This window comes from Rhodoferax sp. BLA1 (assembly GCF_013416775.1).
GTDB lineage: Bacteria > Pseudomonadota > Gammaproteobacteria > Burkholderiales > Burkholderiaceae_C > Rhodoferax.
In genome coordinates, this window is the sequence record NZ_SZVI01000004.1 from 64,477 (window position 1) to 76,799 (window position 12,323).

General features: G+C 59.8%; 11 protein-coding genes. All 11 read left to right on the plus strand.

Features of this window, described 5'->3' with window-relative positions; all coding sequences use genetic code 11:
* The first annotated feature begins 81 nt into the window (after positions 1–81).
* The 11 genes from FDG13_RS05245 (at position 82) to FDG13_RS05295 (ending at position 12,323) form a co-directional block, all read left to right on the plus strand.
* The gene (locus FDG13_RS05245) at positions 82–4,836 is read left to right on the plus strand and encodes a glutamate synthase-related protein (protein ID WP_180125761.1); all 4,755 of its coding nucleotides are present in this window, start codon (positions 82–84) and stop codon (positions 4,834–4,836) included.
* A 27-nt stretch (positions 4,837–4,863) separates the two neighbouring features.
* Positions 4,864–6,330, plus strand: coding sequence for a glutamate synthase subunit beta (locus tag FDG13_RS05250; protein ID WP_180125762.1), 1,467 nt, complete (start codon positions 4,864–4,866; stop codon positions 6,328–6,330).
* Between the two features lie 88 nt (positions 6,331–6,418).
* The gene (locus tag FDG13_RS05255; RefSeq protein WP_180125763.1) at positions 6,419–7,237 is read left to right on the plus strand and encodes an ABC transporter ATP-binding protein; all 819 of its coding nucleotides are present in this window, start codon (positions 6,419–6,421) and stop codon (positions 7,235–7,237) included.
* Positions 7,234–8,016, plus strand: coding sequence for a lipid asymmetry maintenance ABC transporter permease subunit MlaE (mlaE, locus tag FDG13_RS05260; protein WP_180125764.1), 783 nt, complete (start codon positions 7,234–7,236; stop codon positions 8,014–8,016). The genes FDG13_RS05255 and mlaE overlap by 4 nt, the downstream gene beginning before the upstream one ends.
* A gap of 80 nt (positions 8,017–8,096) precedes the next feature.
* Entirely contained in the window at positions 8,097–8,576 is a 480-nt protein-coding gene (gene mlaD, locus FDG13_RS05265) for an outer membrane lipid asymmetry maintenance protein MlaD (protein ID WP_180125765.1), read from the plus strand.
* Positions 8,577–8,596: 20 nt separating this feature from the next.
* On the plus strand, positions 8,597–9,355 hold the full coding sequence (locus FDG13_RS05270) for a VacJ family lipoprotein (RefSeq protein WP_180125766.1): 759 nt from the start codon (positions 8,597–8,599) through the stop codon (positions 9,353–9,355).
* 18 nt (positions 9,356–9,373) lie between these two features.
* Positions 9,374–10,024: a phospholipid-binding protein MlaC gene (locus FDG13_RS05275; protein WP_180125767.1), complete on the plus strand. Its 651-nt coding sequence runs from the start codon at positions 9,374–9,376 to the stop codon at positions 10,022–10,024.
* Between the two features lie 2 nt (positions 10,025–10,026).
* Entirely contained in the window at positions 10,027–10,308 is a 282-nt protein-coding gene (locus tag FDG13_RS05280; RefSeq protein WP_180125768.1) for an STAS domain-containing protein, read from the plus strand.
* A 12-nt stretch (positions 10,309–10,320) separates the two neighbouring features.
* Positions 10,321–11,271, plus strand: coding sequence for an ABC transporter ATP-binding protein (locus FDG13_RS05285; protein ID WP_180125769.1), 951 nt, complete (start codon positions 10,321–10,323; stop codon positions 11,269–11,271).
* Positions 11,268–12,023 carry an ABC transporter permease gene (locus FDG13_RS05290; protein WP_180125770.1) on the plus strand — a complete coding sequence of 252 codons (756 nt, stop codon included), beginning with the start codon at positions 11,268–11,270 and terminating at the stop codon, positions 12,021–12,023. Before FDG13_RS05285 ends, FDG13_RS05290 begins: the two co-directional genes overlap by 4 nt.
* A 57-nt stretch (positions 12,024–12,080) precedes the next feature.
* Positions 12,081–12,323, plus strand: coding sequence for a BolA family protein (locus tag FDG13_RS05295; RefSeq protein ID WP_180125771.1), 243 nt, complete (start codon positions 12,081–12,083; stop codon positions 12,321–12,323).

A 12,323-nucleotide genomic window follows, 5' to 3' on the forward strand; every position in this document is an offset into this window, starting at 1 on the left:
TGACCCCTATTAATTGCTTTGGCATCCTTGTTGCAATGCGGTACAGTCAAGCCCTTTTCGATACTTTTAGGAGCGCGCCCCATGACGACGGCAGCCGAGATCCAGCATCTTCAGGACCATGGTTTGTATTCTTCCGCCCAGGAGCACGATGCCTGCGGTGTGGGTTTTGTGGCCCATATCAAAGGTGTCAAGTCGCATGACATCGTTAAAAACGCTCTGAAGATCCTTGAAAACCTCGACCACCGGGGGGCGGTTGGTGCCGACAAACTCATGGGTGACGGTGCCGGTATCTTGATCCAGCTGCCCGATGCCCTGTACCGCGAAGAAATGGCCGAACATGGCATGGGCCCTGACGGTAGCCGGGGCGTGACCCTGCCGCCACCCGGTGAATACGGTGTGGGGATGGTGTTTTTGCCAAAGGAACACGCCTCGCGTCTGGCTTGTGAGCAGGAGCTGGAGCGTGCGGTCAAGGCCGAAGGTCAGGTGTTGCTCGGCTGGCGCGATGTGCCGGTCAACCGCGACATGCCGATGTCGCCCAACGTGCGCAAAAAAGAACCCATCCTGCGCCAGATCTTCATTGGCCGTGGCGCCGACGTGATCGTGCAGGACTCGCTTGAGCGCAAGCTGTATGTGATCCGCAAAACTGCCAGCGCCCACATCCAAGCGCTCAAGCTCAAACACAGCAAAGAGTATTACGTGCCTAGCATGTCCAGCCGCACGGTCATCTACAAGGGCCTGCTGCTGGCCGATCAGGTCGGCACCTATTACCTGGACCTGCAGGACCCGCGCTGTGTCTCAGCCCTGGGTCTGGTGCACCAACGCTTCTCCACCAACACTTTCCCTGAGTGGCCGCTGGCCCACCCCTACCGCTATGTCGCGCACAACGGTGAAATCAACACTGTCAAGGGCAACTACAACTGGATGAAAGCCCGCGAAGGTGTGATGAGCTCACCCGTGCTCGGTGACGACCTCAAAAAGTTGTACCCGATCAGTTTTGCCAGCCAGAGCGACACCGCCACCTTCGACAACTGCCTGGAATTGCTGACCATGGCCGGTTACCCGATCAGCCAGGCGGTGATGATGATGATTCCCGAACCCTGGGAACAAAACACCGGCATGGACGAGCGTCGCCGTGCCTTTTATGAGTACCACGCCGCCATGCTGGAACCCTGGGATGGCCCGGCCAGCATTGTGTTCACCGATGGTCGCCAGATCGGCGCCACGCTGGACCGCAATGGTCTGCGCCCCTCGCGTTATTGCATCACCGACGACGACTTGGTGGTGATGGCCTCCGAGTCGGGTGTGTTGCCCTTCCCCGAGAACAAGATCGTGCGCAAATGGCGCCTGCAGCCCGGCAAGATGTTCATGATCGACCTGGAGCAGGGGCGCATGGTCGACGACGAGGAACTCAAGTCCAGCCTGGCCAACAGCAAGCCCTACAAGCAGTGGATCCAGAACCTGCGCATCCGCCTGGGCGACGTGCCCGGAGGCAGTGAGCCAGCCAGTGCCTACGAGTCCGGCAGCACCTTGCTGGACCGCCAGCAAGCCTTTGGCTTCACCCAGGAAGACATCAAGTTTCTGATCGCCCCAATGGCCGCCAACGGCGAAGAAGCGATTGGCTCCATGGGCAACGACAGCCCGCTGGCCGTGCTGAGCGACAAGAACAAACCGCTTTACAACTACTTCAAGCAGCTGTTTGCCCAGGTGACCAACCCGCCGATCGACCCGATCCGCGAAGCGATTGTGATGAGCCTGGTGTCCTTCATCGGCCCCAAACCCAACCTGCTCGACATCAACCAGGTCAACCCGCCGCTGCGTCTGGAAGTCAGCCAGCCGGTGCTGGACTTTGCCGACATGGCCAAGCTGCGCGACATCGCTACCCACACCCAGGGCAAGTTCCGTAGTTACACGCTGGACATCACCTACCCGCTGGCCTGGGGCCGTGAAGGGGTCGAGGCCAAGCTTGCATCATTGTGTGCCGAAGCGGTGGACGCCATCCAGGGTGGCCACAACATCCTGATCATCAGCGACCGCGCCATGAACGCCACTCAGGTAGCCATTCCGGCGGTGCTGGCGCTCTCTGCGATCCACCAGCATCTGGTGCGTGAAGGTCTGCGCACCACTGCCGGTCTGGTCGTGGAAACTGGCTCGGCGCGTGAGGTCCACCACTTTGGTGTGTTGGCCGGTTACGGTGCCGAAGCGGTTCACCCCTACCTGGCCATGGAAACCCTGGCCAGCATCTGCAAAGACCTGCCGGGTGACCTGAGTGCGGACAAGGCCATCTACAACTACGTCAAGGCAGTGGGCAAGGGCCTGTCCAAGATCATGTCCAAGATGGGTGTCTCCACCTACATGAGCTACTGCGGCGCGCAGCTGTTTGAGGCCATCGGCTTGTCGACCGCCACAGTTGAGAAATACTTCACCGGCACACCGAGCCGGGTCGAAGGCATCAGCGTGTTCGAGATCGCCGAGGAAGCGATCCGTCGCCACAAGGACGCGTTTGGTCCCGATCCGGTGTTGGCCACCCGCCTGGATGCCGGTGGCGAATACGCCTGGCGCGCCCGTGGTGAAGAACACATGTGGACGCCCGATGCGATTGCCAAGCTGCAGCACAGCACCCGTGCCAACAACTGGAACACCTACAAGGAATACGCCCAGTTGATCAACGACCAGAGCAAGCGCCACATGACACTGCGTGGCCTGTTCGAGTTCAAGATCGACCCGGCCAAGGCCATTCCCGTTGATGAGGTTGAGCCCGCTGCCGAAATCGTCAAACGTTTTGCCACCGGCGCCATGTCACTGGGCTCCATCTCTACCGAAGCGCACGCCACGTTGGCCGTGGCCATGAACCGCATTGGCGGCAAGAGCAACACCGGCGAGGGTGGTGAAGACCCCGCGCGTTACCGCAACGAACTCAAAGGCATCCCGATCAAAAAGGGCGACAGCCTGAAGAGCGTGATTGGTGCCGATGTGGTCGAGGTCGACATGCCGCTGCAAGACGGCGACTCGCTGCGTTCACGCATCAAACAGGTGGCATCTGGGCGTTTTGGTGTCACCGCCGAATACCTCAGCAGCGCGGACCAGATCCAGATCAAGATGGCGCAAGGTGCCAAGCCAGGTGAAGGCGGTCAACTGCCGGGTGGCAAGGTGTCCGAGTACATCGGCAAGCTGCGTTATTCGGTGCCCGGTGTGGGCCTGATCTCGCCGCCGCCGCACCATGACATCTACTCGATTGAAGACTTGGCGCAGCTGATCCATGACCTGAAAAACGTGGCGCCGCACAGCTCCATCAGTGTCAAGCTGGTGTCCGAGATTGGTGTGGGCACCATCGCCGCTGGCGTGGCCAAGTGCAAGGCGGACCATGTGGTGATTGCAGGCCATGACGGTGGTACCGGCGCCTCGCCCTGGTCGTCCATCAAACACTGTGGCAGCCCGTGGGAGATCGGCCTGGCTGAAACCCAGCAGATCCTGGTGCTCAACCGCCTGCGCAGCCGTATCCGGGTGCAGACCGATGGTCAGATGAAAACCGGCCGTGACGTCGTCATTGGCGCCTTGTTGGGTGCCGACGAGTTCGGTTTTGCCACCGCACCGCTGGTGGTGGAAGGCTGCATCATGATGCGCAAGTGCCACCTCAACACCTGCCCGGTGGGTGTCGCCACCCAAGACCCGGTGCTGCGCCAGAAGTTCTCGGGCAAGCCCGAGCATGTGGTCAACTATTTCTTTTTCATCGCCGAAGAAGTGCGCCAGATCATGGCCCAGCTCGGTATCCGCAAGTTTGACGACATGATCGGCCGTGCCGACCTGCTCGACACACGTTCCGGTATTGAGCACTGGAAGGCCAGTGGCCTGGATTTCAGCCGCCTGTTTGCGATGCCCAACGTCGCAGCCGATGTGCCCAAGTTTCACATCGAAAACCAGGAACACGGTCTGGAGAAGGCGCTCGACAACGTGCTGATCGCCAAATCCCGCCCGGCGATTGACAAGGGTGAACGGGTTCAGTTCATCGAGGTGGCACGTAATGTGAACCGCTCGGTGGGGGCCATGCTCTCGGGCGCGGTGACCAAGGTGCACCCCGAAGGCCTGCCTGACGACACCATCCGCATCCAATTGGAGGGCACTGGCGGCCAGTCCTTTGGCGCGTTCCTGGCCAAGGGCATCACCTTGTACCTGATTGGGGATGCCAATGACTACACCGGCAAGGGCCTCTCTGGCGGCCGTGTCGTGGTGCGCCCGAGCATCGACTTCCGCGGTGAATCCACCAAAAACACCATCGTTGGCAACACCGTGATGTTTGGCGCCACCAGTGGTGAGGCCTTCTTCAGCGGCGTCGCTGGCGAGCGTTTTGCGGTGCGCTTGTCAGGCGCCACGGCCGTGGTCGAGGGTACGGGTGACCACGGTTGTGAATACATGACCGGCGGTACTGTGGCGGTGTTGGGCAAAACCGGGCGCAACTTTGCGGCGGGGATGAGTGGTGGCATTGCCTACATTTATGACGAAGACGGCCAGTTCGCCAAACGTTGCAACACCGCGATGGTGTCGCTTGAGAAGGTGCTCAGTGTGGACGAGCAAAAGCTCACTATCAATGAAAAGCACTGGCACCGTGGTTTGGCCGATGAAACCCAGCTCAAGAAGTTGCTCGAAGAACACAACCGCTGGACCGGCAGCAAACGCGCACGCGAACTGCTCGACAACTGGGACACCAGCCGCCAGAAGTTCGTCAAAGTGTTCCCGCTCGAATACAAACGCGCCCTGGGTGAAATTCATGCAAGAAAATCGGCTCTAGCCCTTTCTGAACTTGCACATCCAGCTACAAAAAAAGAAGTATCCAAAGTCTGAAGCAGACCAACGTATCAGGAACACATCATGGGAAAAGTCACTGGTTTCATGGAATACGAGCGCATCGAAGAGGGCTACAAGCCGGTGCCCGAGCGCCTGAAGAATTACAAAGAGTTTGTGATTGGTCTGGACGACACCCAGGCCAAAACCCAGGCCGCCCGCTGTATGGACTGCGGCACGCCGTTCTGCAACAACGGCTGCCCGGTCAACAACATCATCCCGGACTTCAACGATCTGGTGTACGGCGAGGACTGGCAAAACGCCATCGACGTGTTACACAGCACCAACAACTTCCCCGAGTTCACCGGGCGCATCTGCCCGGCACCGTGTGAGGCGGCCTGTGTACTCAACGTCAACGATGACGCGGTGGGCATCAAGTCCATCGAACACGCCATCATCGATCGGGCTTGGGCCGAGGGCTGGGTCAAACCCCAACCTGCCAAACACAAAACCGGCAAAAAAATTGCGGTGGTTGGCTCCGGCCCTGCCGGTATGGCGGCGGCGCAGCAGCTTGCACGCGTGGGCCACGATGTGACCTTGTTCGAGAAGAACGACCGCGTCGGTGGCCTGCTGCGTTACGGCATTCCGGACTTCAAGATGGAGAAGTTGCACATCGACCGTCGGGTCGAGCAACTCAAGGCGGAATGTGTGACCATCCGCACCGGCGTGCTGGTGGGTGCACTGCCCAAGGGCAGCAAGGTCACCAACTGGGCCAAAGAGACCGTGTCGCCCGAGCAATTGCAGGCCGAGTTTGATGCGGTGTTGTTGACCGGTGGCTCCGAGCAGTCGCGTGATTTGCCGGTGCCTGGGCGTGATCTCGACGGGGTCCACTTTGCGATGGAATTCCTGCCGCAGCAAAACAAGGTCAATGCGGGCGACAAACTGAAAAACCAGTTACGCGCCGACGGCAAACATGTGATCGTGATTGGTGGTGGTGACACCGGCTCAGACTGTGTGGGCACCAGCAACCGCCATGGCGCGGTCAGCGTCACCCAGTTTGAGGTGATGCCACAACCGCCAGCACAAGAAAACCGCCCGATGACCTGGCCTTACTGGCCGATGAAGCTGCGCACCAGTTCCAGCCACGACGAAGGTTGCACCCGCGAGTTCGCCATCTCCACCAAGGAGTTCATCGGTGAAAAAGGCAAACTCACCGGCTTGAAGACGGTCCACATCGAACTCAAAGACGGCAAGATGGTCGAGGTTCCCGGCACCGAGAAGACCTACCAAGCCGATCTGGTGCTGTTGGCCATGGGTTTTGTCAACCCGGTCGCCACCGTGCTGGACGCCTTTGGCATCGAGAAGGACGCCCGTGGCAACGCCAAGGCGAGCACAGATTTTGTCGGCGGTTACGCCACCAATGTGCCCAAAGTGTTTGCCGCTGGCGACGTGCGCCGGGGTCAGAGCCTGGTGGTGTGGGCCATCCGCGAAGGCCGTCAGGCAGCCCGCGCCATCGACGAGTTTTTGATGGGCTTCAGCGACCTGCCACGTTGAGTGGCAGACCGCGACCGGGTGTGGCCGGGCGGCCCCAGGGGCTTTCCTTTATGATCAAGGGTTCGGGTTTACCCCGACCCCAAGACCCATGACCGCCACTTCTTCACATTCACTGGTTGAAATACGTCACCTGAGCTTCGGCTACGGTGAACGTGTGATCCTGGACGACATTTCGCTGGACATCCCGCGCGGCAAGGTCACGGCCCTGATGGGCGCCTCGGGCGGTGGCAAAACCACCATCTTGCGCCTGATTGGTGGTCAGATCCGTGCGCAACAAGGCCAGGCCCTGTTTGACGGGCAGGATGTGACCCACATGACTCAGCCTGAGTTGTACACGGCGCGCCGGCGTATGGGCATGTTGTTCCAGTTTGGCGCGCTGTTTGCCGACCTCAGTGTGTTTGAGAACGTGGCCTTCCCGCTGCGCGAGCACACCGATCTGTCGGATGCCCTGATCCGAGACATCGTGCTGATGAAACTCAATGCCGTTGGCCTGCGTGGTGCACGTGATTTGATGCCCAGCGACCTGTCGGGGGGTATGGCGCGGCGTGTTGCCATGGCGCGTGCCATTGCGCTTGACCCGGAACTGGTGATGTACGACGAACCCTTTGCCGGTTTGGATCCGATCTCGCTGGGCACAGCGGCCACACTGATCCGGGAGCTCAACGATGCCATGGGCCTGACCAGCATTTTTGTCTCACACGATCTGGAGCAGACCTTTGCGATTGCAGATCAGGTGATCATCCTGGCCAACGGCAAAATTGCTACCCAGGGTACCCCTGACGAGGTGCGCCACAGCACCGACCCGCTGGTGCATCAGTATGTCCACGCCTTGCCAGAAGGGCCGGTGCATTTCCACTATCCAGGCCCCAGTGTGAAACAAGACTTTGGTGGCGAGGTGGCGCCATGAGCTGGTACCAACCCAAAAACATTGGTTTTGCCGTGCGCAGTCATCTGGACGCCATGGGTTATGCCGCACGCCTGTTTGGCCGTTTGCTGGCAACGGTGGGTTACGCGTTCAAACGCAGTGTGCTGGTGCGTGATCAGATCCATTTTCTGGGCAACTATTCCTTGCCGATCATCACGGTGGCCGGGTTATTTGTCGGATTTGTGTTCGGGCTGCAGGGTTATTACGTTTTGAAACGTTATGGCTCCGCCGAGTCGTTAGGCTTGATGGTGACACTGAGCCTGTTGCGTGAACTCGGGCCGGTCGTGTCGGCCCTGCTGTTTGCCGGGCGTGCCGGTACCTCGCTGACGGCGGAGATTGGTCTGATGAAAGCCGGTGAGCAGATCAGTGTGATGGAAATGATGGCAGTCGACCCGATTGAGCGGGTGCTGGCGCCACGTTTCTGGGCCGGTGTGATCACCATGCCGCTGCTGGCCGCGATGTTCAGCGCCACCGGTGTGATTGGTGGCTGGGTGGTGGGGGTGTTGATGATCGGGGTGGACGGTGGCGCCTTCTGGAGTCAGATCCAGGGTGGCGTGGATGTGTTCCAGGACCTCGGTAACGGCGTCATCAAGAGTTTTGTGTTTGGTGTGGCGGTGACCTTTATAGCGCTGCTGCAGGGTTACAACGCACAGGCCACGCCCGAAGGTGTGGCCAAGGCCACCACCCGCACGGTGGTAATGGCGTCGCTGACGGTGCTGGGGTTGGACTTCATCCTGACCGCGATGATGTTCACGATATGACAGATACACAAAGGCTGGGTTGGGCGGCAGCACGATCGCAGTCCACTAAGCCAGGTGTTAACCGATAAGAAGGGATATGAATGCAACGCTCTAAAAATGATGTCTGGGTGGGGATGTTTGTGCTGCTGGGTGCGGTCGCAATTCTGTTTCTGGCACTGCAGTCGGCCAATTTGCTGAGCCTCAATTTCCAGAAGACTTACATGGTGACGGCCAAGTTTGACAACATTGGTGGCCTCAAGCCCAAGGCTGCGGTCAAAAGTGCCGGTGTGGTGGTGGGCCGGGTGGAAGACATCGCGTTTGACGACAAGTCGTTCCAGGCCCGTGTCACCTTGGCGCTGGAAGACCGTTATGTGTTTCCCAAGGACAGTTCACTCAAGATTCTGACCAGTGGTCTGCTTGGTGATCAGTACCTGGGCATCGAAGCGGGTGCAGATGATAAAAACTTGGCAAAAGGGGATGTTATCTCCAGCACCCAATCTGCCGTGGTGCTGGAAAATCTGATCAGCCAGTTCTTGTACAGCAAGGCGGCTGAACCGGCGGCGCCCGAAGCCAGCAAATAGTTAAAGGGATAACCCCAAACATGAATTCAAAAAAAATCACTCAGGGATACCACCGTTTCTCTACCCGTGTTGTGCTGGTGGCCGCAGCGCTGTTGCTGACCGCCTGCGCCAGTGGTCCCAATGCCAACCCGCGCGACCCGATGGAGCCGTTCAACCGCGGTGTCTACGGTTTCAACGATGCGGTTGACCGCGCGGTGATCAAACCGGTGGCCACCGCTTACCGCGACGTCTTGCCCTCACCCGTGCGCACTGGCGTCAGCAATTTTTTCAACAACCTGCAAGACCTGTGGTCGTTTGTCAACAACACGCTGCAGCTCAAGGGTGAAGGTGCTGGCAACAGCATTGTGCGTTTTGGGGTGAACACCGTGTTTGGCCTGGGTGGCCTGATCGACATCGCCAGCGAGATGCGCATTGAGCGTCACCCCGAAGACTTTGGCCAGACCCTGGGGCGTTGGGGGGTCGGGGCGGGTCCGTATGTGGTCTTGCCATTGTTTGGCCCCTCCACGGTGCGCGACACTGCTGCAATGCCGGTGGACATGAAGGGCAATGTGGTGTCGCAGGTGGACCACGTGCCCACCCGCAATTCAGCCACAGTCCTGAACTTGGTGAACCGGCGCTCGCAGCTGCTGGATGCTTCGCAGATGCTGGATGAGGTGGCTTTGGATCCCTACAGCTTTACCCGCGACGCGTATTTGCAGCGCAGGCGCAACCAGGTGTATGACGGCAACCCCCCGGACGAAGAGGCGTATGTGCCTGCCAACGATGTGGCCGGTCAATAAATTTTGGATGGAATCACGATGAAACGACGTTTTTTGCTAAGTAGTTTGCTGGTGTTTGGTGCGGCTTTCATGGGTTTGGGCTCGGCCTGGGCGGCTGACGAAGCCCCCGACGTCCTGATCCAGCGGCTGACCAAAGAAGCGATCGACCTGATCCAGGCCGACAAAGGCGTGCAGGCCGGTGATGTGACACGCATCATGCAGCTGATCGACCAGAAGATCATGCCCAACCTGAACTTCCAGCGCATGACCGCATCGGCCGTAGGCCCGGCCTGGCGCCAGGCCACGCCTGAACAGCGCGCACGCCTGCAGGCCGAGTTCAAAACCCTGCTGGTGCGCACCTATTCCGGCGCCATGAGCCAGGCTAAAAACCTGACCTTCAGCATCAAGCCGATGCGTTATGCGCCCGAAGACAAGGAAGTGATTGTGCGCACCCTGATCCAGGGCCGTGGTGACCCGGTGCAGCTGGACTACCGCCTGGAGAAAACGCCGGGCGAAGGTGCTGGCTGGAAGATTTTTAACCTCAACGTGCTCGGTGTCTGGCTGGTGGACACCTACCGCAGCCAGTTCTCCCAGGAGATCAATGCCAAGGGCATTGACGGCCTGATCGCCACCCTGAGTGAGCGCAACAAGTCCAACGCCGCTGGCGACACCAAGGCGAACAAGGGTTAAACGTGCTGGAGCTGCCTGACCAATTGACCCACACCAGCGCCAGCGCCTGTCTGCGTGAGCTGGCGGCGGCTGTGCCCGATCAGCCTGCCGAGGTGGTGGTCAGTGCGACCAAGCTGGGGCGTTTTGATTCGGCAGCGCTGGCGGTGCTGTTGTCCTTGCGCCGCGACGCTCTGGCACTGGGCAAAACCTTTGCGGTGACCAAGCTGCCACAGCGCTTGACCGATCTGGCGCATTTGTATGGCATTGAGGAGCTGCTGCCCGACAGGCGGCAGACCCCCCGGTAAAATAGCGGCCCCATGTCCGCCATCTCCTTCCAGTCTGTCTCCAAAGCCTATCCTTCTCCCCGTGGTTCTCAGAGCGACACCTTTCTGGCGCTTGACCGGGTCAGTCTGGACATTGAGCCCGGCGAGTTTTTCGGCCTGCTCGGCCCCAACGGCGCGGGCAAAACCACCCTGATCACCATCCTGGCCGGTCTGGCCCGAGCCACTTCGGGGCGGGTGTCGGTGCTGGGCAGTGATGTCCAAACCGACTACGCCGCCGCACGACGCAAGCTGGGCGTGGTGCCGCAAGAGCTTGTGTTTGACCCGTTTTTTAATGTGCGCGAGGCGCTGCGTTTTCAGTCCGGCTACTTTGGTGTCAAACACAACGACGCCTGGATCGACGAGCTGCTGGAGAGCTTGGGCCTGACCGACAAGGCCCACGTCAACATGCGTGCGCTCTCAGGCGGCATGAAGCGCCGCGTGCTGGTGGCGCTGGCGCTGGTGCACAAGCCACCGGTGATTGTGCTGGACGAACCCACCGCCGGGGTCGACGTGGAACTCCGCCAGACCCTGTGGGCCTTTATTGCCAAACTCAACCAGCAGGGCAGCACCGTGCTGCTGACCACGCATTACCTGGAAGAGGCCGAGGCCCTATGCGGGCGCATCGCCATGCTCAAGCAGGGGCGGGTGGTGGCGCTTGACACCACCAGTGCCTTGCTCAAGGCCGCCTCCGGCAATGTGCTGCAATTCAAGATTGATAGCGAACTCCCCCCGTCTTTGAAGGTCGGAGCCCGTATAACGGGCCGGGTTGTGCAGTACCCGGCCACCGACGCGCTGGCGATTGAACGCTACCTGGCCGCCGCGCGTGAGGCCGGTCTGACGCTGCAGGACATCGAGATCCGCCGCGCGGACCTGGAAGACGTGTTCCTCGAAGTGATGAAACGCCACGCACCGGCCGAGTCCCCCGTCGCCGAGGTGATCACATGACCGGCTGGCAGATGCTGTTTTACAAAGAAGTCATGCGCTTTTGGCGTGTGGTCGGCCAGACCGTGGGCGGCCCGGTGCTCACCGCCATGTTGTACCTGCTGATTTTTGGCCATGCGCTTGAATCCCACGTCAAGGTCTACGGTCAGGTCAGTTACACCGCCTTTCTGGTGCCCGGTCTGGCCATGATGAGCTTGCTGCAAAACGCCTTTGCCAACAGTTCCTCCTCGCTGATCGCCAGCAAGGTCATGGGCAACCTGGTGTTTTTGTTGCTGACACCGCTGTCCTACTGGCACTGGTTTGTGGCCTACGTGGGCGCGTCCATCGTGCGTGGCCTGGTGGTGGCGCTGGGGGTGTTTGCGGTTGCGTTCTTTTTCACTGAGCTGAGTTTTGTCGCGCCGGTCTGGATCGCCGTGTTTGCGCTGATGGGAGCCACGTTGATGGGGGCTTTGGGCTTGATTGCCGGGCTGCACTCGGAGAAGTTTGAACAACTCGCCGCCTTCCAGAACTTCATCGTCATGCCGATGACCTTTTTGAGTGGTGTGTTTTACTCGATCCATTCCTTGCCACCGTTCTGGCAGAAGGTCAGCCATGTCAACCCATTTTTCTACATGATCGACGGCTTTCGCTACGGCTTTTTTGGGGTGAGCGACGTGTCCCCCTGGCTCAGCCTGGGCGTGGTCAGTGCCACCCTGATGGTGGTCAGCCTGACTGCGCTGTACCTGCTGCGTATCGGTTACCGTATCCGTTCCTGAGCTTCTTTAACCGCCACAGGCCGTGCGCATGCACTGCCTGACCAACACCTCTATCCCATGAACGCTGACCAACTCAAAGCCCTGATTGCCGCCCACCTGCCTTGCGCGCATCTTGAGGTCGATGGCGACGGCCGCCACTGGTATGCGGTGGTGGTGTCGACCGAATTTGAAGGCAAACGTGCTATTCAGCGCCACCAGCGTGTCTACGCCACGCTGGGCGACAAAATGAAAACCGACGAGGTGCACGCCCTGTCGATCAAGGCATTCACCCCGGCCGAATGGGCCGCCCAACCCCGCTAA

Bases quoted from the DNA above. Each gene is read 5' to 3' on its own strand.
- FDG13_RS05245 (WP_180125761.1), top strand. From the start codon at position 82: ATGACGACGGCAGCCGAGATCCAGCATCTTCAGGACCATGGTTTGTAT.
- FDG13_RS05250 (WP_180125762.1), top strand. From the start codon at position 4,864: ATGGGAAAAGTCACTGGTTTCATGGAATACGAGCGCATCGAAGAGGGC.
- FDG13_RS05255 (WP_180125763.1), top strand. From the start codon at position 6,419: ATGACCGCCACTTCTTCACATTCACTGGTTGAAATACGTCACCTGAGC.
- mlaE (WP_180125764.1), top strand. From the start codon at position 7,234: ATGAGCTGGTACCAACCCAAAAACATTGGTTTTGCCGTGCGCAGTCAT.
- mlaD (WP_180125765.1), top strand. From the start codon at position 8,097: ATGCAACGCTCTAAAAATGATGTCTGGGTGGGGATGTTTGTGCTGCTG.
- FDG13_RS05270 (WP_180125766.1), top strand. From the start codon at position 8,597: ATGAATTCAAAAAAAATCACTCAGGGATACCACCGTTTCTCTACCCGT.
- FDG13_RS05275 (WP_180125767.1), top strand. From the start codon at position 9,374: ATGAAACGACGTTTTTTGCTAAGTAGTTTGCTGGTGTTTGGTGCGGCT.
- FDG13_RS05285 (WP_180125769.1), top strand. From the start codon at position 10,321: ATGTCCGCCATCTCCTTCCAGTCTGTCTCCAAAGCCTATCCTTCTCCC.
- FDG13_RS05290 (WP_180125770.1), top strand. From the start codon at position 11,268: ATGACCGGCTGGCAGATGCTGTTTTACAAAGAAGTCATGCGCTTTTGG.
- FDG13_RS05295 (WP_180125771.1), top strand. From the start codon at position 12,081: ATGAACGCTGACCAACTCAAAGCCCTGATTGCCGCCCACCTGCCTTGC.